This window comes from Nocardia sp. 149-1B (genome assembly GCF_057747975.1).
The window spans coordinates 5,014,287-5,035,742 of sequence record NZ_CM173233.1 but is presented as its reverse complement, the minus strand read 5'-3'; the positions used below and the strand labels follow the sequence as shown (position 1 = coordinate 5,035,742).

General features: G+C 72.5%; 20 protein-coding genes. 7 read left to right on the top strand and 13 right to left on the bottom strand.

Annotated elements, in window-relative coordinates:
* Nucleotides 1-11 precede the first annotated feature (11 nt).
* From AC3ANS_RS24080 to AC3ANS_RS24055, 6 genes are all read right to left on the bottom strand, one after another.
* A complete protein-coding gene (locus tag AC3ANS_RS24080) occupies nucleotides 12-743 on the bottom strand; it encodes a glutamine amidotransferase (RefSeq protein WP_488294096.1) in 732 nt (243 codons plus the stop codon).
* 19 nt (nucleotides 744-762) lie between these two features.
* Nucleotides 763-1,920, bottom strand: coding sequence for a CaiB/BaiF CoA transferase family protein (locus tag AC3ANS_RS24075; RefSeq protein WP_488294095.1), 1,158 nt, complete (start codon nucleotides 1,918-1,920; stop codon nucleotides 763-765).
* A 665-nt stretch (nucleotides 1,921-2,585) separates the two neighbouring features.
* Nucleotides 2,586-3,317, bottom strand: a complete 732-nt coding sequence (locus AC3ANS_RS24070; protein WP_488294094.1) for an amino acid ABC transporter ATP-binding protein — start codon at nucleotides 3,315-3,317, stop codon at nucleotides 2,586-2,588.
* Nucleotides 3,314-4,162: an amino acid ABC transporter permease gene (locus AC3ANS_RS24065; RefSeq protein ID WP_488294093.1), complete on the bottom strand. Its 849-nt coding sequence runs from the start codon at nucleotides 4,160-4,162 to the stop codon at nucleotides 3,314-3,316. The genes AC3ANS_RS24070 and AC3ANS_RS24065 overlap by 4 nt, the downstream gene beginning before the upstream one ends.
* Before the next feature lie 7 nt (nucleotides 4,163-4,169).
* Nucleotides 4,170-5,072: an ABC transporter substrate-binding protein gene (locus AC3ANS_RS24060; protein ID WP_488294092.1), complete on the bottom strand. Its 903-nt coding sequence runs from the start codon at nucleotides 5,070-5,072 to the stop codon at nucleotides 4,170-4,172.
* Nucleotides 5,073-5,094: 22 nt separating this feature from the next.
* Nucleotides 5,095-5,550, bottom strand: a complete 456-nt coding sequence (locus AC3ANS_RS24055; protein WP_488294091.1) for a DUF4396 domain-containing protein — start codon at nucleotides 5,548-5,550, stop codon at nucleotides 5,095-5,097.
* A gap of 92 nt (nucleotides 5,551-5,642) precedes the next feature.
* Here AC3ANS_RS24055 and AC3ANS_RS24050 point away from each other — a divergent pair, with 92 nt between their 5' ends.
* From AC3ANS_RS24050 to AC3ANS_RS24035, 4 genes are read left to right on the top strand one after another with little or no spacing between them, the layout of a single operon-like run.
* Nucleotides 5,643-6,185 carry a PadR family transcriptional regulator gene (locus AC3ANS_RS24050; protein ID WP_488294090.1) on the top strand — a complete coding sequence of 181 codons (543 nt, stop codon included), beginning with the start codon at nucleotides 5,643-5,645 and terminating at the stop codon, nucleotides 6,183-6,185.
* Complete coding sequence (locus tag AC3ANS_RS24045; protein WP_488294089.1) at nucleotides 6,182-8,200, top strand: FAD-dependent oxidoreductase; 2,019 nt, start codon at nucleotides 6,182-6,184, stop codon at nucleotides 8,198-8,200. Before AC3ANS_RS24050 ends, AC3ANS_RS24045 begins: the two co-directional genes overlap by 4 nt.
* Nucleotides 8,201-8,216: 16 nt before the next feature.
* Complete coding sequence (locus tag AC3ANS_RS24040; protein WP_488294088.1) at nucleotides 8,217-9,365, top strand: MalY/PatB family protein; 1,149 nt, start codon at nucleotides 8,217-8,219, stop codon at nucleotides 9,363-9,365.
* A gap of 9 nt (nucleotides 9,366-9,374) precedes the next feature.
* The gene (locus AC3ANS_RS24035) at nucleotides 9,375-10,697 is read left to right on the top strand and encodes a UDP-glucose dehydrogenase family protein (protein WP_488294087.1); all 1,323 of its coding nucleotides are present in this window, start codon (nucleotides 9,375-9,377) and stop codon (nucleotides 10,695-10,697) included.
* 4 nt (nucleotides 10,698-10,701) lie between these two features.
* On the opposite strand, the gene AC3ANS_RS24030 is transcribed toward AC3ANS_RS24035, so the two are convergent.
* Genes AC3ANS_RS24030 through AC3ANS_RS24005 form a run of 6 tightly spaced genes read right to left on the bottom strand, consistent with a single transcriptional unit; the run spans nucleotide 10,702 to nucleotide 18,155 of the window.
* Nucleotides 10,702-12,003, bottom strand: coding sequence for a glycosyltransferase family 2 protein (locus tag AC3ANS_RS24030; RefSeq protein WP_488294086.1), 1,302 nt, complete (start codon nucleotides 12,001-12,003; stop codon nucleotides 10,702-10,704).
* Nucleotides 11,996-12,922 (bottom strand): hypothetical protein, encoded by a 927-nt coding sequence (locus AC3ANS_RS24025; RefSeq protein WP_488294085.1) that lies wholly within the window; start codon nucleotides 12,920-12,922, stop codon nucleotides 11,996-11,998. Before AC3ANS_RS24025 ends, AC3ANS_RS24030 begins: the two co-directional genes overlap by 8 nt.
* Before the next feature lie 2 nt (nucleotides 12,923-12,924).
* Nucleotides 12,925-14,004, bottom strand: a complete 1,080-nt coding sequence (locus AC3ANS_RS24020) for a sulfotransferase family protein (protein WP_488294084.1) — start codon at nucleotides 14,002-14,004, stop codon at nucleotides 12,925-12,927.
* Nucleotides 14,005-14,014: 10 nt separating this feature from the next.
* Nucleotides 14,015-15,625 carry a glycosyltransferase family 2 protein gene (locus AC3ANS_RS24015; RefSeq protein ID WP_488294083.1) on the bottom strand — a complete coding sequence of 537 codons (1,611 nt, stop codon included), beginning with the start codon at nucleotides 15,623-15,625 and terminating at the stop codon, nucleotides 14,015-14,017.
* Nucleotides 15,622-17,220, bottom strand: a complete 1,599-nt coding sequence (locus AC3ANS_RS24010) for a glycosyltransferase family 2 protein (protein WP_488294082.1) — start codon at nucleotides 17,218-17,220, stop codon at nucleotides 15,622-15,624. Before AC3ANS_RS24010 ends, AC3ANS_RS24015 begins: the two co-directional genes overlap by 4 nt.
* Nucleotides 17,217-18,155, bottom strand: coding sequence for a class I SAM-dependent methyltransferase (locus tag AC3ANS_RS24005; protein ID WP_488294081.1), 939 nt, complete (start codon nucleotides 18,153-18,155; stop codon nucleotides 17,217-17,219). Before AC3ANS_RS24005 ends, AC3ANS_RS24010 begins: the two co-directional genes overlap by 4 nt.
* 45 nt (nucleotides 18,156-18,200) lie before the next feature.
* Between AC3ANS_RS24005 and AC3ANS_RS24000 the strand changes: the two genes are divergently transcribed.
* On the top strand, nucleotides 18,201-18,854 hold the full coding sequence (locus AC3ANS_RS24000; RefSeq protein WP_488294080.1) for a sulfotransferase: 654 nt from the start codon (nucleotides 18,201-18,203) through the stop codon (nucleotides 18,852-18,854).
* 3 nt (nucleotides 18,855-18,857) lie between these two features.
* On the opposite strand, the gene AC3ANS_RS23995 is transcribed toward AC3ANS_RS24000, so the two are convergent.
* Nucleotides 18,858-20,219, bottom strand: a complete 1,362-nt coding sequence (locus AC3ANS_RS23995) for a GH1 family beta-glucosidase (protein ID WP_488294079.1) — start codon at nucleotides 20,217-20,219, stop codon at nucleotides 18,858-18,860.
* Nucleotides 20,220-20,234: 15 nt separating this feature from the next.
* Here AC3ANS_RS23995 and AC3ANS_RS23990 point away from each other — a divergent pair, with 15 nt between their 5' ends.
* Together AC3ANS_RS23990 and AC3ANS_RS23985 are read left to right on the top strand one after the other, a co-directional pair.
* On the top strand, nucleotides 20,235-20,897 hold the full coding sequence (locus AC3ANS_RS23990; RefSeq protein WP_488294078.1) for a pirin family protein: 663 nt from the start codon (nucleotides 20,235-20,237) through the stop codon (nucleotides 20,895-20,897).
* Nucleotides 20,882-21,451, top strand: a complete 570-nt coding sequence (locus AC3ANS_RS23985) for a hypothetical protein (RefSeq protein ID WP_488294077.1) — start codon at nucleotides 20,882-20,884, stop codon at nucleotides 21,449-21,451. The genes AC3ANS_RS23990 and AC3ANS_RS23985 overlap by 16 nt, the downstream gene beginning before the upstream one ends.
* Nucleotides 21,452-21,456 lie beyond the last annotated feature (5 nt).

Below are 21,456 nucleotides of genomic sequence, written 5' to 3'. Positions count from 1 at the left end.
TCAACATGTCGTCAGCGAGCGTAGCGCTCGACGAACTTCGCCAGCAGCCGCGGCGGGTGCTCCACCCGGCTGCCGCGGGCCATCGCCACCAGGCCCTCCAGCTCGTCGGGCTGGTAGTAGCCGTGGTCTCGGTAGGTCTCGATGCGCAGCGCGAGGCCCTCGCCGTCCAGCTCGGGGTGGAACTGGGTGGCGTAGACGTTGCGGCCCATGCGGAACGCCTGGACCGGGCAGGTGGCCGAGGACGCGAGGAGCGTGGCGCCCACCGGCAGCCGGGCCACGGCCTCCTTGTGGCCGAGGAGCGCGCCGAAGGTCGGCGGCATCGTGGCGAAGATCGGGTCCAGGCGGCCGGCCTCGGTCAGCGTGATCGGCACGCAGCCGATGGCCTCGCCGTACGTCCGGTCGACCAGGCCGCCGCGCAGGCCACCGAGCACCCCGATGCCGTAGCAGGCGCCGAAGAACGGGAAGTCCGCCTCGAGCACCTGCTCCGCGAGCCCGCGCAGGTCGGCCTCGGCTCGCCGTTGGACCGGGGACTTGGTCTCCTCGGGGTCGCTGGAGTTGAACGGCCCGCCCCCGAGGATGACCCCGGAGATCGCGTCGAGGTCCACCGGCCCGAGCTCGTCGCGCTCGACGCGGACGCGGCGTACGTCGCGCTCCTCGAGGCCGGCGCAGCGCAGGATCGCGGCGTACTCGCTGTCGGCCGCCTCGTCCTCCGCGCGGGTGCCCAGGAAGAGGAACGGCTTCATGAGCACCATCATCCCTGGGTCATGCCTGGACCGCTGCGCCTCCCTCGATGAGGGCCTCGACGTCGGCGATGCCCCAGGCGCTCAGCGCCTCGCGGGTGCTCTGGCCGGCGTCCTCGGCGGTGCGACCGAGCGTCGCCTCGGTGCGGGAGAAGCGCGGTGCCGGCGTCGGCTGCAGGTAGCCGTCCCGCTCGACGAAGACCTCGCGTGCCTTCATGTGCGGGTGCTCCGCGGCCTCGCTGACGGGGATGATCCCGGCGACGCAGGCATCGGTGCCCTCGAAGACCGCGACCCACTCGGCCTGGGTGCGGGTGGCGAAGGTGTCGGCAATCAGCTGCCGCAGGGCGTCGGCCTGGTCCGCGTCGTACCGATCGGGCGCGGTCTCGGCGATGCCGAGGAGGCGCACGAACTCGTCGTAGAACTGCGGCTCGAGCGCGCCGACCGACATGTGCTTGGCGTCGGCGGTCTCGTAGATGTCGTAGTAGGGCACGCCACCGTCGAGCAGGTTGGCGACCCGCTCCTCCTTGAACGTGCCGGCGGCGAGGAACGCCGCCGTCATCGTGTTGAGGTGGGCGGTGCCGTCGACGATCGCGGCGTCGACGACCTGGCCCTGGCTCGATGTCCTCGCTTCGAGGAGCGCGGCGAGGATGCCGATGACGAGGTACGTCGAGCCGCCACCGAAGTCACCGAGCAGGTTGCCCGGGAAGTGCGGGCGGGACTTGTCCTGGCCGAGCCCGTAGAGCGCGCCGGTGATCGCGATGTAGTTCATGTCGTGGCCGGCCACCTCGGCGAAGGGTCCGGTCTGGCCCCACCCGGTCATCCGGCCGTAGACCAGCCGCGGGTTGCGGGCGTGGCACTGCTCCGGCCCGATGCCGAGCCGCTCGGCCACACCGGGTCGCATCCCCTCGACCAGCACGTCGGCTTGCTCGACCAGGTCGAGGACCGTGCGGATCGCGTCGGGGTGCTTGAGGTCGAGCGCGACGCTGGGCCGGCCCCGGTTGAGCAGCATGTGCGGGCCGCCACCCGCCAGCAGCTGCCCACCCGGCCGCTCGATCCGGATCACGTCGGCGCCCAGGTCGGCCAGCGTCATGCACGCGTGCGGCCCCGGCCCGATGCCCGCGATCTCGACGACCTTGATGCCCCTCAGCGGCCCGGTCCCCTGGCCCAGCTCGATGCTCATGCCGGCGATTGTGACAGAAGTGCTGTCAACGTCCCGCGAGTCGGCGCAACTGCACGCCCACTAGGCGCGAGTCGGCGCAACTGCACGCCCACTAGGCGCGAGTCGGCGCAACTGCACGCCCACTAGGCGCGAGTCGGCGCAACTGCACGCCCACGCCTGTGCAGACGCGCCGACTCGGACACTCCTGCCGTATGTGTGGGTGGCCACTGTGAGGTCTGGTCGCAGGACGTCATACCGATGGAGCCTTCTACGGCCCGAAACGGATGACGTCCGCAGGGCGCTCGCGGCGCGCTCGCGGGAGGTCATACGGATGGTGTGTCCTGCTGTGTGTCCTGCTGCTCCGTCTGTATGACGTCCTGGGGTGACCACAGGCCGGCGTCCTCCCGATAGGCGCCAACTCGTCCGGAGCCGGTCGGGTCAAGGGCGGCGAAGCCGCCGAAGGGAACCCTTGACCCGACTGGTGGAGGACGAACACTGGCGCCACCGGGAGGACACCGACCCACCCACACATGCGACAGGAGAGCCCCAGTCGGCATCTCACAGTGTGCAGACGCGCCGACTCGGCGTCTCACCACGTGCAGACGCGCCGACTCGGCGTCTCACCACGTGCAGACGCGCCGACTCGGCGTCTCACCACGTGCAGACGCGCCGACTCGGCACCGCTCTCAGAGGACGCGGCGGAGGAACTGGCGGGTCCGCTCCTCGCGGGGGTTGCTGAAGATCTCGGCGGGGGTGCCCTGCTCGAGGATCCGGCCCTGGTCGAGGAAGCAGACCTGGGTGGCGACGTCGCGGGCGAACGCCATCTCGTGGGTGGCGAGCACCATCGTCATGCCGCGCTCGGCCTCGGCCCGGACGATCTCGAGCACCTCGCCGACCAGCTCGGGGTCGAGGGCGGCGGTGATCTCGTCGAGGAGCAGCAGGGTGGGTTGGGTGCACATGGCCCGCACCAGCGCAGCGCGCTGCTGCTGGCCTCCGGAGAGCCGGTCGGGGTGCTTGGCCGCCTGGTCGGCGAGGCCGAAGCGCTCGAGCAGGTCCCGAGCCCGCGACTCCGCCTCGGCACGGCGTACGCCGTGGACCTGGCGCGGCGCGAGCGTGCAGTTCTCCAGGACGGTGAGGTGCGGGAACAGGTTGTAGGCCTGGAAGACCATGCCGATCCGCTTGCGCACGTCGCGCGCGTCGACGCGAGGGTCGGAGATCTCCCGGTCCTCGAACCTGATCACGCCGTCGTCGATCTCCTCGAGCAGGTTCAGGCAGCGCAGCAGCGTGGACTTGCCCGAGCCGGACGACCCGATCAGGCAGATCACGTCGTGGGGCTCGACGGTCAGCGAGACGTCGTCGAGCACGACCTTCTCGCCGTAGCACTTCCGCACCCCGGACACCTCGAGCAGCGCGCTCACAGGGCACCCGCCAGCTCGCGTCGGCGATAGTGCGCCGACAGCGCGTCGGTCAGCCGCGCGAGCGGCACCGTGAGCACGATGAAGAAGCACGCGACCACGACCAACGGCGTGTAGTTGAAGTTGAAGTTGCCGTAGTCACGGGCGACGAAGACCGCCTCGAACACCCCGGCCGCCGAGGCGAGGGCGGTGTCCTTCTGGAGCGACACGAAGTCGTTGAGCAGCGGGGGTACGACGCGACGCACGCCCTGCGGGACCACGACGTGCCGCAGGGTCTGCTGACGCGAGAGGCCGAGCGCCTCGGCACTCGCCCACTGCGAGGGGTGGACCGACTCGATGCCCGAGCGGAGCACCTCGGCGACGTAGGCCGAGTAGGAGATGATCAGCGCGACCGTGGCCCAGAAGAAGGCCCCGTTGGGCAGTCCGGTCAGCCGCAGGGCCGGCATGCCGAACGCCAACAGGTACACGAGCAGCAGCGTCGGGATGCCCCGGACGACGTCGGTGTAGACGACGGCCACGATCCGCAGCGGCATCAGCCACGGCGAGCGGCTGACCCGCGCGAGCGCGATCAGCATCGCCAGCACCAGGATGACGACCTCGGCGATCAGGAACATCTTGACGTTGAGCCACATCTGGTCCCAGATGTCCGGCAACGCCTCGCGCGCGTCGGGCCAGCTGAAGAACAGGGACTTCACCCGCGGCCACCCTGGCGACCCGGTGACGACCAGACCCGCGACCACGAAGACCAGGACGGTCATCGCGGTCGCGATCAGCGCGGAGCGCAGGCGCTGCCTGCTGCGGACCTGCCTGCGCTCGAGCTCGTGCGGGCTCGGCGACCACTCGCTCACTGGAGAGTCACTGGAGCTCGGGCACGTCCGCGACGTCGCTGAGCCACTTCTGCTCGAGCTGGTCGAGCGTGCCGTCGTCGCGGAGGGCGCTCAACGCGGCGTTGACGCACGGGACCAGGCCGCTGCCCTTCTCGAACAGCATCCCGAACTGCTCCTGCTGACCGGTCTCGGGCTGGAACTGGCCGACGATCGTGCTCTTCGGGATCTCCACCGCGCTGATGTAGAACGCGGTGGGCAGGTCGGCCAGGATCGCGTCGAGCTGGTCGTTCTGCAGCGCCTGCTTGGCGGCGTTGGTGTCCTCGAAGACGACGGGGTCGCTGTCGGGCTGGATGACGTCGCGGATCGCGGTCAACGACGTGGTACCGGTCTGGGCGCCCAGCCGCAGGCCCTTGAGGTCGGCCAGGCTGGTCGCCTCCGCGCCCGCCGTGCCCTTGAGCGCGATGACCGCCTGCGCGGCCGAGTAGTAGCCGTCGGAGAAGTCGACGGCCTCGGCGCGCTTGGCGCTGATCGAGATCTGGTTGATGTCGAAGTCGAACTTCTTCGGGCCCGGGGCGTAGGAGCTGTTGAACGGCACCTTGACCCACATCACCTGGTCGGCGGAGAAGCCGAGCTGGTCGGCGACGGCGTACGCGACGGCCGACTCGAAGCCCTTGCCGTTGCTCGGGTCGTTGTCGACGAACCACGGCTCGTACGCCGGGGAGTCCGTGCCGATCGTCAGCATGCCGTCACTGGCGACCAGCGGCAGGTTCTCCTTGGCGCACGCGTCGGCGGGGGCGCTGGAGCCGCCCGAGCTGTCCGAGGCGACCGGGTCCTTGGCGACGTCGGAGCCGCCGTCCGACTCGGGCGCACAGGCCACGGTCGCGAGAAGCAGGGGCAGGGTGGCGATCGCCAGGGAACCACGCAGACGCATGGCCAGAAGCGTAGGGCCACCCTCAGGGGTGGTGGTGACCTTCGTGCATTTGGTGGACGACCGCGTGACCCCGGCCACGTCCGATCATCGCGTGATTGACCGGCACGGTGACCACGAACGCGATCGCGAGGCTCGCGACCAGCGAGGCCCAGAAGAGCACGTCGCCCAGCGTGGCATCGAGCGCTCCGGGCACCGCGAGCATGAAGCCGTTGTCGACCAGCTCCATCACCAGGATCGAGACCGTGTCGGCAGCCAGCGCGGTGCGGACGGCGGTCGGGACGTCGAGCCCGGCACGGCGTACGCCGGTGAACGTCAACAGGTAGCCGAAGAAGAAGGCCAGCACGATCGAGAGCACGATGCTGCCGGTGTTGTGCCAGCCCCACCAGGTGGCCAGCACCATGCCGAGCACCTCGCCGATCGCGCAGCCCGTCAGGCAGTGGCGGGTGGCGGTGATCGCGGTCCTCCAGGTGGCGTCCATGCGGTCGACCATATACCCCCTGGGGGTATATGCCAAGGACCGTGACCCGAGTCTCGTTGCAACTCGTTGCATAGGTCCGTCATGATCGGCACATGGCCCTCGAGCACGCGCTCCTCGTCGCGCTCCGCGAGCAGCCGGCCTCCGGGCTGGACCTCGCGAAGCGCTTCGACCGCTCGATCGGGTTCTTCTGGCACGCCACCCACCAGCAGATCTACCGGGTGCTGGCCCGGATGGACGCCGACGGCTGGGTCCGGGTCACCACCGTCGCCCAGACCGGCCGCCCCGACAAGAAGTTGTACGACGTGACGCCGGCCGGCGCCGCGGTGCTGCGCGCCTGGCTGGCCGCCCCCACCGGGGCGGAGCCGCTGCGCAGCGAGCTGGCGGTCAAGCTGCGCGGTGCGTCGTTCGGCGACCGCGACGCGGTGCTCGAGGTCGTGCGGGCCAACCTCGCCGACCACCACCTGCGGCTCGAGCACTACCGCGGGCTGATGGCCCGCGACTATCCCGACCCGGCCGGGCTCGCCGACACCGAGCTCGACCAGTACCTCGTGCTGCGCGGCGGCATCCTCCTCGAGGAGATGTGGATCGCGTGGCTCAGCGAGTACCTCGACCGACACGAGAAGGCACGCTCATGACCCCGCCGATGACCTACCCCCACCTGCTCTCCCCGATCACGCTCGGCCCGCTCACGCTGCGCAACCGCGTGGTGATGGGCTCGATGCACACCGGGCTCGAGGACCGTCCCCGCGACCTGACCGCACTGTCGGCGTACCTCGCCGAACGCGCCCGCGGGGGCGTCGGCCTCATCGTCACCGGTGGCTACGCGCCCAACCGGCGAGGCTGGCTCAAGCCGTTCGCGGCCGAGATGACCACGCGCCTGCAGGCGATGCGCCACCGCGAGGTCACCGAAGCGGTGCACGACGAGGGCGGGGCGATCGCGCTGCAGGTGCTGCACGCGGGCCGCTACGGCTACCACCCGTTGAGCGTCTCGGCGTCGAACCGCAAGTCGCCGATCACGCCGTTCCGCCCGCACGCGCTCTCGGCCAAGGCCGTCGACCGCACCGCCACCGACTTCGCGAAGTCCGTGACCCTCGCGCGCAAGGCGGGGTACGACGCGGTCGAGATCATGGGGTCCGAGGGCTACCTGATCAACCAGTTCCTCGCCGCGCGCACCAACGACCGCACCGACGCGTGGGGTGGCACCGCGGCCAAGCGGATGCGCTTCCCGCTGGAGGTCGTACGACGCTCCCGGGAGCTGGTCGGCGACGACTTCCCGATCGTCTACCGGATCTCGTTGCTCGACCTCGTCGAGGGCGGCCAGACCTGGGACGAGGTCGTCGAGCTCGCGCACGGCCTCGAGGAGGCCGGCGTGACCTTGCTCAACACCGGCATCGGCTGGCACGAGGCGCGGGTCCCGACGATCATCACCCAGGTGCCGCGCGGCGCCTGGCGGTCCGCGACCGCCCGGCTCAAGGCCGAGGTGTCGGTGCCGGTCTGCGCCTCCAACCGGATCAACACCCCCGAGGTCGCCGAGGAGATCCTCGCGGCCGGCGAGGCCGACCTGGTCTCGATGGCCCGGCCGCTGCTCGCCGACCCGGAGCTCGTCGCCAAGGCCGCCGCCGGACGCGCCGACGAGATCAACACCTGCATCGCCTGCAACCAGGCCTGCCTCGACCATGTGTTCGCGAACCAGAAGGCCTCCTGCCTGGTGAACCCGCGGGCCTGCCGCGAGACCACGCTCGTGCTCGCCCCGACCCGCACCACCAAGCGGGTCGCGGTCGTGGGCGCCGGCCCGGCCGGCCTCGCGACGGCGGTCTCGGTCGCCGAGCGGGGTCACGCGGTCACGCTCTTCGAGCGCGCCCCCGAGGTGGGCGGTCAGTTCCGCCTCGCGATGCGGGTGCCCGGCAAGGAGGAGTTCGCCGAGACGCTGCGCTACTACACGCGGCGGCTGGAGGTGCTCGGGGTCGACGTACGACTCGCCACCACGCCCACCGCCGCCGACCTCTCGGCGTACGACGAGGTCGTGATCGCCACCGGCGTCGCCGGCCGGGTGCCGGAGCTCGACGGCATCGACCACCCGAAGGTCGTGTCGTACGCCGACGTGCTCTCCGGCGCGGTCGTGCCGGGTCGCCGGGTCGCCGTGATCGGCGCCGGCGGCATCGGCGTGGACGTGAGCCACTTCCTCACCCATGACGCGGCCGACACCGACGACGACTGGATGGCCCACTGGGGCGTGGGCGACCCGACGCTGCACCCCGGCGGCCTCACCGACCGCAAGCCGCGCACGCCCGTGCGTGAGGTGACGCTGCTGCAGCGCAAGACCACCCCGATCGGAATCGGCCTGGGCAAGACCTCGGGCTGGGCCCACCGCGCCGTGCTCAAGCAGTCGGGCGTCGTGCAGGTCAGCGGCGCGACGTACGGCCGCGTCGACGACTCCGGACTGCACGTCACCGTCGACGGCGAGGAGCGGGTGCTCGACGTCGACCACGTGGTGCTCTGCGCCGGGCAGGAGTCCGTGCGCGGGCTCTACGACGAGCTGGCGGAGACCCGGACCGACGGGCTGCACCTGGTCGGCGGCGCCGACGTGGCCGCCGAGCTGGACGCGAAGCGCGCCATCGAGCAGGGCACCCGGGTGGCGGCCGCGCTGTAGCGAGTTGAATGGCCGGGTGACCAGCAACGGGATCCGCGACCTCACCGACGAGCAGGCCCGGGCGGCGTTCCCCCTCAAGTGGGGCGCGGTCGAGCCCGGGGTGGTCCCGGGCTGGGTGGCCGAGATGGACTTCCACCCGGCCGGGCCGATCGAGGAGGCGCTCGTCGCCGCCGTACGTCGTGGCTCGTTGGGCTATGCGCCGTTCGGCGACGGCGGTCTCGGCGAGGCCTTCGCCGGCTTCGCCGAGCGGCACTGGTCGTGGTCGGTGCCGGCCGACGCGGTGCTGCCGACCAGTGGGGTGATGACCGGCGTGCGGCTGGCGCTCGAGGCGCTCTGCCCAGCGGGCCCCGTGGTGGTGCCGCTCCCGTGCTACCCGCCGTTCCGCGACGTGCTCGCGGTGACCGGACGCGAGCTGGTGCCGGTCGTGCTCGACGCCGACGCCGACCGGGCGACGCTCGACCTGGAGGCGACCGAGGCGGCGTTCGCCGCCGGGGCGCGGACTTTCCTGCTCTGCAACCCGCACAACCCGCTCGGCCGCGCCTGGACGCGTGCGGAGCTGACCGACCTGGCCACGCTGACGCGGCAGTACGACGTGCGGGTGGTCGCCGACGAGATCCACGCTCCTCTGGTGCTCCCCGGCGCGACGTTCACGCCGTACCTCACCGTCGACGAGCGAGCCGTCGTGGTGACCAGCGCCTCGAAGTCCTTCAACATCCCGGCGGTCCACGGTGCCCAGCTGGTGCTGCTCGACTCCGCCGACCGCGCGGTGATCGCGGGGCTGCCGATCCCTGCCCAGCACGACTGGTCGAGCCTGGGCGTCGTCGCGGGCGTGGTCGCCTGGCGTGACTGCGATCCGTGGCTCGCCGCGCTGCTCGAGCGGCTGGCCGCGCAGCGTCAGCTGCTGATCGACCTGCTGGCGACCCACCTGCCGCTGGCGCGGATGCGGCCGCCGGAGGCGACGTACCTCGCCTGGCTCGACCTGCGCGCGTACGGCGTGGACGACCCCGCCGCCGCCGGGCTCGAGCACGGGGTGCGCCTGGCCCCCGGGGCCGACTACCAGCCGGGTCTCCCGGGCCACGTGCGGCTCAACCTGGCGACCAGCGCGGAGCGTCTCGAGGCCATGGTTCACCGCCTCGCCACCGCGCTGACACCTGCCGACTCCTAGACTCACGCCGTGCCCGCACAACGCGTCACCGTCATCGGATGTGGCTACCTAGGCGCCACCCACGCCGCCTGCATGGCCGAGCTCGGCTACGACGTGCTCGGCGTCGAGATCGACGCCGCCAAGCGTGAGTCGCTCGCTGCCGGCAAGGTCCCGTTCTACGAGCCCGCGCTCGAGGAGCTCCTCGCCCAGCACGTGGCGTCGGGCCGGCTGCGGTTCACCGACTCCTTCGAGGAGGCCGGCGCGTTCGGGTCGATCCACTTCGTGTGCGTCGGCACCCCGCAGCGTCACGACGGGCTCGGCGCCGACGTGCAGTACGTCGACGCCGCGGTCGAGTCGCTCGCGCCGTACCTCGTGGAGAGCGCGCTGGTCGTCGGCAAGTCCACGGTGCCGGTCGGCACCGCGGAGCGGCTCGCGGCCCGGCTCGCGGAGCTCGCGCCCGTGGGCGCCGAGGCGCGGCTCGCGTGGAACCCGGAGTTCCTCCGCGAGGGCTTCGCGGTCAAGGACACGCTCGAGCCCGACCGGCTGGTGTTCGGCGTGACCTCGGAGCGCGACGAGCGGGCGATGCGCGAGTTCTACGGCTCGGTGATCGAGGCCGGCACGCCGGTCGTCGTCACCGACTACGCGACCGCCGAGCTGGTCAAGGTCTCGGCCAACGCGTTCCTGGCCACGAAGATCTCCTTCATCAACGCGGTCGCGGAGGTCTGCGAGGCCGCCGGCGCCGACGTCGTCGACCTCGCCGACGCGATCGGCCACGACGAGCGGATCGGGCGGAAGTTCCTCAACGCCGGCGTCGGGTTCGGCGGCGGCTGCCTGCCCAAGGACATCCGGGCGTTCCTGCACCGCGCCGGGGAGCTCGGCGTCGAGGACACGATGTCGTTCCTGCGCCAGGTCGACGACATCAACCTGCGCCAGCGGACCCGGGTCGTGCAGATCGCCACCTCGATGCTCGGCGGCAGCGTCGCCCGGTCGCGGATCGCCGTGTGGGGTGCGGCGTTCAAGCCGCACAGCGACGACGTGCGGGACTCACCGGCCCTCTCGATCGCCGGCCAGCTGCACCTGCGCGGCGCACTGGTCTCCGTCTACGACCCGAAGGCCAACGACACCGCCCGCGCGACGTTCCCGACCCTCGACTACGCCGAGTCCGCGATGGCCGCCGCCCACGACGCCGACCTGCTGCTGCACCTGACCGAGTGGCCGGAGTTCCGCACGGTCGACCCGGTCGAGCTCGCCGGCGTCGTACGCCGCCAGCAGGTCATCGACGGCCGCAACGTCCTCGACCTGCCCGCCTGGCGCGCCGCCGGCTGGACCGCCCGGGGCCTGGGCCGCCGCTGACGCCCTACAGCTCCATCAGCCGCGAGGGCGTGAAGCCGGTCCAGGTGCGCTCGACGCGGGCCGGGTCGAGCAGGTAGTCCATGTCGACCTGCCAGGTGTGGCCGGACTCGTTGCGGCGCAGCACGTAGCCCAGCCCATGGGTGCGGTAGATCGCCCCGCCTGCGGCGGTGACGGCGGTGAGCAGCTGCGCGTCGACGTACTTGCGCACTGACCGGAAACCACCGACCTCGCGCAGCACCTCGCGGTCGACCATCATCGTCCCGCCGGCGACGAACTTCGCGTACAGCTCGGTGGTGTGCCCGCGCTTGACGGTCAGGTCGCGCGGCGCGAGGTAGTGGAACTCTGCCGGCATGCCGACGAGCTCGGCGCCGCTGTAGGCGCGGGCGCGCAGCAGGTCGGCGACCACATCGGGGGCGTACCAGTCGTCGTCGTCCATCTTCAGCAGCACGTCGCCGTCGGCCGCGCGGGCCGCGGCGTGGAGCACGTCGCCGAAGACCGTGTCCGCGCCCGCGCCCGCGAGGCGTACGTCGACGCCGGGGCCGACCGCCGAGCGCACCCGTTCGACGTCAGCGTCGAACCCGTGCGGGGCCAGCACCAGCTGCAGCGAAGCCACGCCCCGCTGCCGGGCCACCTGGGCCAGCGCGAAGTCCAGCTGCTCGGGCCGGCGGGTAGCGAGCAGCACCGAGACCGGCCGCTGCCAGTCGATCGAGCCGTGCTCGTCGAGGGCCGCGCGGCGCAGCTCGAGGCTGTGCTCCTCGCGCGCGAGCGGGTCGTCGAGGTCGACCTCGGCGAACCCGGCGCCGACCAGCGGCACCCCGGCCATCGCGAGGCCGGCGACCGTGCGCGGGTCCGCGTCCGGTCCGACCCGGACCCCCTGCGCGTCGCGCAGCTCGGCCACGAGCACCGGCGACAGCGGCTCGTCGGGCAGCGGCACCACGCCACGGTCCCAGTCGCGTCGGAAGCCGATCGGGTTCAGCACTCGCTCGTCCAGGCGGTCCTCGCGGCTGGCCACCACCGACGGCCAGACCGCCTGACGGCCCAGCTCGCGGACCACCTCGGCCACGGGCGCCGGCCGGGCGAAGCGGGCCACGACCACGAACGACCCCTCGGCGCGACGCGACCGCAGCGAGCGCAGCGGCGGCCACTCCGGCCGCGGCACCAGTGCGAGCGCGCCCGGCGCCGAGGCGACCACGACCCGCACGACGGCAGCGCGTTCGTCGGCGGATCCGTCGTACGCCCGCAGAGCCAGCAGGTCGGGGACCCTGACCTCGACAGCCTCGTTCGTCTCGACCTCGGTGTCAGACATCGAGCCGGCCGAGCCGCTGGACCAGCGGCCGCGGCGCACGCGGCAGCCAGGTGCGGGTGATGTGGTCGACGATGTGCACCCCGGGCGGCGCCTCGACGTGCTGCATGCCCTCGAGCTGGTCGGCACGGCCGTCGCGGATCGCGCTGAAGACCTCCCACTCGCGGCGCTTGCGCGGCGCCCGCGAGGTGTCGAACTCCGTGTGGCTCCAGTGCGCGAACTCGTCGACGTCGAGCCACTTCAGCTCCACGCACAGACCCTCGGGCAGGATGATCCGCTCGCTGGTGTCGGGGAACTCCCGGACCTCCCACTCGAAGGCCTTCACGAACGTGAACTCCGGCCCCATGGGATAGATCCAGGGCTCGAGGAAGCGGAAGCCGAGGTCGATCCATGCCTCGGACTCGCTCACGATCGACACCGGGTGCCGCGGCACCAGGACGACGGCCCCGGAGTCCTCGAGCTGCCAGGACAGGTCGGCGAGGGTGGCGACCCCCTCGCGCGTGAGCACCATGTCGCCGTCCCACTTCATGGAGTACGCCGTGCGGACCTGCGAGAACGACCAGTTGTAGAAGTGCGTCAGCGAGTGCACCGAGTCGGGCGGGGTGGCCAGGTGCTCCGCACCCGCGCGACTGACCCGGAACGGGTACGACGTGAGCGTGAACCGGTCGGCGGCGCCGCACTCCTCCGCGACGCGCTGCGCGACGTCCGGGGTGCCGTCGTCGGAGCCGTTGTCGACCAGCACCACGTGCTGGACGGCCTCGAACATCGGCGGCAGCACCCACGGCAGGTTGCGCGCCTCGTTGCGCACCCGGAACACGCAGGTCAGCCCGGGCTGCAGCGGGCCGTCGTGCCAGGGCCAGGCGACGTCGTAGTCGTGCTCGCCCTCGAGGTTGGGGATGTCGGGCAGGACCGACCCGGGCACCCCTAACGCTCCTTGCCGAAGGCCTTGCGCAGCCCGCGGCGCGCGCTCGGGGGCACCATCGCCCGCACCCCGTGCGGCACCTTGTCGGCGAGCCGGGCCGGCGTGGGCGCGAGCAGCTGGCCCTCGCGCCGCGCGGCGAGCGCGGTCGAGTGGGCGAGCGTCTCGGCCTCCTCGTAGAGGTCGGCGTACGCCGCTCGCAGCTCGTCGAGCCGGTCCTGCACCTCGGGGGTGTCGCCGTCCTCGTCGGCGAGCCGGTCGAGGTGCTGCCACGTCTGCTCGGCGATCTCGCGAAGCCGGCCCGGAACGTGGACGTCGTCCCAGGTGAGGGTGACCCGCCGCAGCGAGGGGTCGATGAACTGGTGCACGCGGCGGATGTCGTTGGCCGTCGCGGACTTCACCGCGTCGACGTCGAAGGCCTGCCCGATGCCGAAGACCGGGATCGTCCAGTCGCGGAGCATGTCGTCGTAGCGCACGAACCGGCGTGCGGAGCCGCGGGTCGAGCGCTCGGTGTGCAGCATCATGTTCACCCAGGCGGCGGTGCGCTGCACCTCGCCGGCGCCCGCGCCCGACTTCGCGGCGGCGTAGTACTTCTGCTTGCTGCCGACGACCTCGGTCACCGGGCGCAGCATCGTGACGTACGCCGGGGCGGCTTCGCACCGCAGCGCCGCGGAGCGCCACAGACCGAGGAACCAGGCCAGCCGCGGGTCCTTGACGACGAGCTCGGGCCCACCTTCGACGAACTGCGCCTCGAGCCACTCGGCGAGCCGGCCGCGGAGCGGGTCGAACGCCGAGAGCTTGCCGGCCTCGAACCACGCCGAGGGCCGCGCGTCGGAGACCTGCACGTTGCAGCGCTTGAGCAGCTCGTCGTGGAAGTCGACGACCCACTGCGGCTCGCCGAACCCCTTGGGGTTGGTCTCGTCAGCGACCACCTCGGGCTGCGGCACGTGCATGCCGAGGGTCTGCAGCGCACCCGACATGGTGCTGGTGCCACTGCGTCCCGATCCGACCACGAACACGACCCGGCGCTGGACCGGGATGGGCTCCGAGAGGGGGATCGGCGTCGACGGGGGGCCAGGCACCATGTCAGGCACCCTAATGCCGTCGGCGACGCAGCAGCGAACCGATCGTGCCGCGCAGCGAGCGGGCGCCCGGCGCCGGCGGGGTCGCCGGCCCGTCGGGGCGCCGCGGTCCTCCGCTGTGTCCTTGCCGGGACACCTGTCCCTGCTGACCCGACTCCGGGCCCGGCTTCCACAGCTGGCGCCACACGGTCGCGGGCTCCAGGGCGGGAGTCGCGGTGCCGCGCAGGTGCTGCGGGCGCAGGCCCGTGGTCGACACGAACCCGGCGTCGCCGCCCTCCACCCACCAGCTGCCGAACAGCTCGTCGATCACGTCGTCGATGTCCTCGCCCGGCTCGGCGACCCGGCTGGCCCGGGCGACGGCCGCGGTGCGCTCCAGCCGCGCCGAGGTGCCGTCGGCCATCAGCACCTGCCGCAGCCCGTGGTGGGTGCGCTCCAGGTGCAGCAGCAGGTTGCGCAGCGTGTGGAGCCCGGGCGCCCAGGAGCCGTCGTGCAAGGTCAGCTTGAACATCGCCCGGCAACGGCCCTCGGGCTCGGACCCGGACTCCACCAGCTCGACGCGGGGCTCGGCGGCGTACGACGCCCGCAACAGCCGGGCGCTCTTCTGCGGGTCGTCGAGGGGCGAGGTGCGCTCGTCGGTGATCGCGGACCAGTCGCCGAGCAGGGTGACCATCAGGTCGGGGGTCGAGGAGGCGAGCACCGCGTCGACGGTCGCGATCACCGGCCCGTGGTCGAGGCCGCGGGTGTCGAGCACGACCTGGAGGTACGGCACCCGGTAGCTGCGGCCGTGCCGTCGCTGGGCCTGCAGGTCGGGCACGCGGTCGGCCAGGAACGGCCGGTTGTAGTCGTTGACGTCGTCCTGCCGGTTCTGCTGCTGGGAGCGGCCGAGGTGCCAGGCCCGGGCGGCGCGGTCGGCGATCAGCACGGCGCCGCACTCGGCGAGCCGGTAGCCCAGCTCGATGTCCTCGCCCAGCCGCAGCGCGGTGTCCATGCCCCCGGCCTCGTCGTACAGGCTCCGGCGCAGCGACCCGGTCGCGCCGACGTGCACGCGCAGGGCCCGCGGGCCGGAGGTGCGCAGGTCGTCGGTCTTGTCCCAGACGTCCTCGACCCAGTGCCGCTCCTTCTCCGCATCGGCGAAGACCTCGTGCATGCGGCCGTCGCCGACGGGCTCGCGGGCCAGCAGCGGCTCGGGGTCGACGAACCACTTGTGCCCGAGCACCACCGCGTGGTCGAGGAGGTGGTGCCACCGCGCCTGGGCCTCGACCTCCTCGGGTTCGGCGAGCATGTCGGCGTCGAGCCAGTGCACGACGTCGCCGTCGGAGGCCAGGACGCCGGTGTGGCAGGCGTTCGCGCGTCCCCAGCCCTCCTCGACCCGGACGATGCGGGTGCGCTCGGGGCGGATCTCGGGGAGCTCGAGACGGGCCCGCGGGTCGTCGTCGGCGACGACCACCTCGAGCAGGTGGGCAGGGTAGGTCTGCGCAGCGAGCCCGGCGAGCACGTAGGGCAGCAGCCGCTGAGCGCCGTACGCCGGGATCACCACCGACACCGAGAGCGTGGGCTCCCACTGGCCGAGCTGCGGCACGTCGAGAGAGCCCCAGTCGTTGCGCTGCACCCGCGGTTGTCTCATCGGTCGGCCTCCAGGAGCGTGCTCGGACGGAAGCCGCGCCACTGCGCGGCCACCGACTGCCGGGTCAGGAAGTAGCCGAGGCCGGTCTCCCACGTGTGGCCTCCGGCAGTACGCCGCAGTACGTAGCCCAGGCCCTGGGTGCGGTAGACGCGGCCACCCGCGGCCCGCAGGTCCTCCAGCAGCGCGGCGTCGACGTGTCGCGGGACGGGCCGGAAGCCGCCGATCTCGCGCAGCACGGAGCGGCCGACCATCATCGTGCCGCCGGCCACGACCCCGCCGTACGCCTCGCTGGCGCCGCGGCGCCGGACGGTGGTGCGGATCGGCTCGAGGTAGACCATCTCCGCGGGCATGCCCACCAGCTCCGCACCCGAGTAGTGGCGGGCGAGCAGCAGGTCGGCCACCACGTCGGGGCCGTACCAGTCGTCGTCGTCCATCTTGAGCACGAGGTCCCCGCCGGCGGCGTCGGTGGCGGCGCGGAGCACGTCGCCGAACACGGTCTCGGCCGGCATCGGCAGCAGCGTGACCGTCCGGTCGCCGAGGCGCTCGCGCACCAGCCCCGCGTCGGCCTCGAAGCCGTGCGTGGCGAGCACCAGCTCGAGCTCGTCGACCCCGCGCTGCCGGGCGACCTGGTCGAGTGCGAAGGCCAGCTGGTCGGGGCGCCGGGTCGGCAGCACGACGCTGACCGAGGGGTACGCCGAGGCCCGCAGCCCGGTGCGGCCGGCCAGCCGGTGGCGCCAGGCGAGGTGGGAGTGCTCGCGCAGGGCGGTCCGGCGCAGCCGGATCGAGTGCTCCTCGCGACGCATCGGGTCGTCCAGCTCGAGCGCCTCGGGCGCGCCGTACCCCTCCCCCACCAGGGGGACACCGGCCATCGCGAGGCCCGCCACCGTGCGCGGATCGGCGCCGGCCGGGACCACCACGGCCTGGGCGTCGCGCAGGTCCTCCACCGTGGCCGGCGTCGGCGCTCCCGCGGGGAGCGGCACCGGGCCGCGGCTCCACTCGCGGCGGAAGCCGACGGGGTTGAGCAGCGCCTCGTCGAGGGGACCCGCGTCCGGCTCGACCCGGACCGCGGCGTGGCCGAGCACCTCGCTCGGCTCGGCGGGGCCGGTCACCACGCTCGCCGGTACCTCCTCGGTCACCGCGGTCGGGTCCACCGGGACCGCGATGCCGTCGAGGACCAGGCCGTGGTTGCCGGTGACGACCGGGGTGCCGGTGTGCCGGGCGAGCTCGACCAGCACGGGACCGACCGGTGCGGGGCGCTTGAAGGTCAACCGGGTGAAGGCGCCGCCATCGGAGGTCTCGGCCTGGAGGCTCGCCAGCGGCGGCCACTCCGGACGCAGCACGGTGGTGATCGGGCTCGCGGCCGCGGTCACGGAACAGACGACGTGCTTGGCGCGGCCGAGATCGGGCAGGTCCGAGACCGCCAGCCGGAGGGCGGTCTCGTCGGCCACCGCGAGCGCCACGGTGGCCCACTTCTGGTCGGGGACCTCCCCACCGGGACCGACGTACGTGACGCCCTCGGGGAGGTCGCCCGGGTCGGCGCCCAGCACGAGCGCCGGTGTGGTGAGCTCGCCGAACACCATCGCGGGCCCGGTCACGACCGCGTGAGGACCGCGGCGCCCTTGTCCAGGTGGAGGGTGGCCGCCTCGAACTCCGGCAGCAGTGAGCGCCACCGGTCGACGACGTCGGCGTCGCCGGGTCGGTTGGTGTCGTCGACCAGGATCGTGCACTCCCGTGCCAGCCGGTCGCGCAGCAGCGGGACCATCGGGTAGCGCGCGGAGGGGCCGGTGCTCTCGGGTGGCCCGTCAACGAGCACCAGGCCGATCTCGCTCAGGTCCGCGAGCGCGGACTCGTCGTACCACGGCGTGTGGTGGTCGGGCAGCGACGTCGGCCCCAGTGGGGCGACCCGCACCTCGACGAGGTCGGCGACCCCGTGGCGGGCCAGGAGCCGCCGGGTGGACTCCGCCCACGCGGGGTCGTGCTCGAGCGCGACGATCCGGGTGGCGATGCCGTGCTCGCGGGCCGCGAGGGCGAGCACCACGGTCGACACCCCACTGCCGCCCTCGACGACCGTGGCGGGGCGGGTCTCGACGAACCGGTCGACGAGCTCGACCAGCAGGTCGGCCGACGCGGTCCACAGGCCCAGCGGCGGGATGCCGGCACGGATCGGCACCATCTCGAACAGGTTGGTGATGTCCTGGACCCGCTTGGCGACCAGGTCGCGCTCGGTACGCAGGTGCGCGGTGGTGACCAGGCCCTTGGGCAGCTGCACCCGCTGCTGCTGGCGCCGGCCGGCGGGCTTCGCCTGGGCGCGGGTCCGGATCTCCTTGCGGAGCCGGCGCTCTGCCTGGTCGACGCGCCGCATCAGCAAGGTGAGGACCGCGTACGAGCAGGCAGCGACGAGCAGCGCCAGCGCCGAGAACGCCAGGCCCACCAGCGCTCCGGTCGTCCCGTCGACGAGACCGAACACGATCGGGACCGCCACCACGACGACGGCGAGGACGGCGGCTGCGAGCCGGACGCGGGCGGACATGGCGGCCATTCTGACACCACCGGGGCACCACCTAGACTCCGCACCATGCCGCGGCCGGACCTGAGCTACCTGTTCGTGGTCACCTATGGCCGCTCGGGGTCGACCTTGCTGATGGGCGTGCTCAACACGCTGCCCGGCTACCTGATCCGCGGCGAGAACCGCGACGCCGTGCGCCACCTGTACGAGTTCGACACCACGATGCGCGCCGAGAGCCAGCGACGCCCGCGGCGCAAGCTGCGCGAGCCGACCCACCCGTTCTTCGGCATCGGTGGCTACCCGCCCCAGGTGGCGGTCCGCGACCTGCGCCGGCTCGTGCTCGACACGGTGCTGCGGCCGCAGGAGGACACCCGGGTCACCGGGTTCAAGGAGATCCGGTGGTACCGCGCCGGGCTCGAGGAGTACGTCGCCTGGCTGCGTGAGGTGTTCCCGGGCGCGCGGTTCCTGGTCAACACCCGCAACCACGAGGATGTGCTGAAGAGCAAGTGGTGGGCCGAGGGCGGCGACAAGTCCGACCACCTGGCCGACTTCGAGCGCCGGATCCTCGCGCTGGCCGACTCGCTCGGCGACGCGGCGTACCACGTGCACTTCGACGACTACGTCGCCGACCCGGCCTCGCTGCGCGGCATGTTCGCCTGGCTCGGCGAGGAGTTCGACGAGGCCTCCGTCCGCGCGACGATGGCCGTCCGCCACTCCGTCTAGGCGTCAGCCGAGGGAGCGGGTCTGGGCGGCGATCACGTCGGCGTACCACTGGAAGGACCGTTTCGGGGTGCGCACGAGGGTGTCGTAGTCGACGTGCACGAGCCCGAAGCGCTGGGTGAAGCCCTCGGACCACTCGAAGTTGTCCATCAACGACCACGTGTAGTAGCCGCGGACGTCGACGCCGCGCTGGCAGGCGGTGGCGACCGCGCGCAGGTGTGCGTCGAGGTAGTCGATGCGCGCCTGGTCGTCGACGACGCCCTGGTCGTCGGGGCCCATGTTGTAGGCGCAGCCGGACTCGGTGATGAAGATCGGCGGCAGCGCGGCGCGGTAGCGGGCGCGCAGGGTGATCAGCCACTCGCGCAGGGCGTCGGGGACGACCGGCCAGCCGAAGTCGGTGGTCGGGTAGCCCACCAGCTCGCGGAACTCGAACGGCATCTCCGCGTCCTCGCGGGCGGCGCCGATCTTGAACGGGTTGTAGTAGTTGACCCCGTAGAAGTCGAGCGGCTGGCGGATCACCGCGAGGTCACCGTCGTGCACCACCTCGGCCATCAGCGGCTGCAGGTCCGCGGGGTAGCGGCCCAGCAGCATCGGCTCGGTGAACATCCCGTTCCAGAGGGCGTCGAAGAGCTTGGTGGCGCCGACGTCGGCCTCGTCGTCGCTGGCGGGCCACATCGGCGCGTGGTTGTTGGCGCAGCCGATGCTGGTGGCGCCCGCGGCGCGCAGCTCGATCGCGGCGCGACCGTGCGCCAGCAGCAGGTGGTGGGCGACCGGCATCGAGTCGAACATCAGGCTGCGACCCGGCGCGTGGATGCCGATCGCGTAGCCCATCATCATCACGACGTTGGGCTCGTTGACCGGGATCCAGTGCTCGACCCGGTCGGCGTACCGCTCGCCGACGATCGCGGCGTACTCGGCGAACCGGTCGACGGTGGCCCGGTTGAGCCAGCCCCCGTCGTCCTCGAGGGCCTGCGGCAGGTCCCAGTGGTAGAGCGTGGCCATCGGCTGGACGCCGTTCGCGAGCAGCTCGTCGATCAGCCGGTCGTAGAAGTCCAGCCCCTCCGCGTTGGGGGCGCCGGACCCGGTGGGCTGGATGCGCGGCCAGGAGATCGAGAACCGGTAGCCGCCGGCCCCGAGGCGCTTCATCAACGCGATGTCCTCGGCGTAGCGGTGGTAGTGGTCGCACGCGACGGCACCGCTGGAGCCGTCGATGATCCGGCCGTCCTCGGCGCTGAACGTGTCCCAGATGCTCGGGCCCTTGCCGCCCTCGGTCGCGGCGCCCTCGATCTGGTACGACGCCGTGCTGGTCCCGAACCGGAAGCCGGGCGGCAGCTGCGGGAGCGAGGTGTCAGAGGAGGCGTCGGGCACGGCACAATGATGCCGGTGAGCGTCGAGATCCGCCGAGGAACTGACCGGTACCTGTCCCGAGGGGACGGATTCTTCACCCGGCACTCCTTCTCCTTCGGCGGCCACTACGACCCCGAGAACGTCGCGTTCGGCTCGCTGGTCTGCCACGACGACCACCGGCTGGCCGCCGGGGCCGGCTTCACCGACCACCGCCACCGCGACGTCGAGATCGTCACGTGGGTGCTGTCCGGGTCGCTCGTCCACGACGACTCCGACGGCCACTCCGCGGTCGTGACCCCGGGCCTGGTGCAGGTGCTGTCGGCCGGCACCGGCGTCACCCACTCCGAGACCGCCGGTCCCGGAGGACCGGTCCGGTTCGTCCAGGCGTGGCTGACCCCCGACGAGATCGGTACGCCGCCGGCGTACTCCGTGCAGGCGCCTGCCCTGGTCCCGGGGCGGCTGAGCGAGGTGGTCACGCTCGGTGACGCCACGCTGTCGGTGGCGCGGCTGGGCGCCGGCGACACCGTGACCCTGCCCGAGGAGCGGCTGCAGCACGTGTTCGTCGCCGGTGGCGCGCTCACCCGCTCGTCGTTGGCCGAGCCGCTGGCCGACGGCGACGCGTTCCGCATCACCGACCGGCCCGGGCTGTCCGTGACCGCGGCGGTGCCGACGGAGCTGATGGTGTGGACGTTCCGCTGACCCGGTCGACCCGACGCGCACTGGTCCTCCCGGGCCGGCGGTACACGCCGGCGCTGCCGCTGCTGCAGCGGACGCGCGGCGTGCTGGAGGACCACGGCTGGTCGGTCCACGAGGTCTGGTGGCAGGTGCCCGAGTCACTGGAGGGGATCAACGGCTGGGTCGCCGACCATGCCCGGGCGGCGATGGCCGAGGAGGCCGCGTTGCCGCCGGCGCCGGAGCGCTGGCTGTTCGCGGCCAAGTCGCTCGGCACCCGCGTCGTACGCACCGGCCCCCGCGCCGGCGCCTACGTGCTGCTCACGCCGCTGGTGACCCTGGCCGGCGTCCTCACCTCGATCACCCAGCTCGTCGCCGAGGGCGTGCCGGTGCTCCTGGTCGGTGGCGTCCACGACGAGCTGTGGTCGGGTGCAGCCGCCCGCTCGACCGGCGCCCGCGTGCTCGAGATCGCCGACGCCGACCACCTCATGGAGGTCCCCGCCGACCCGACCCGCTCCGCCGAGATCCTCGAGCAGGTCGCGGGCGAGGTGTCCGCCTTCCTCGCCGCCCTCCCGCTGTAACGCGG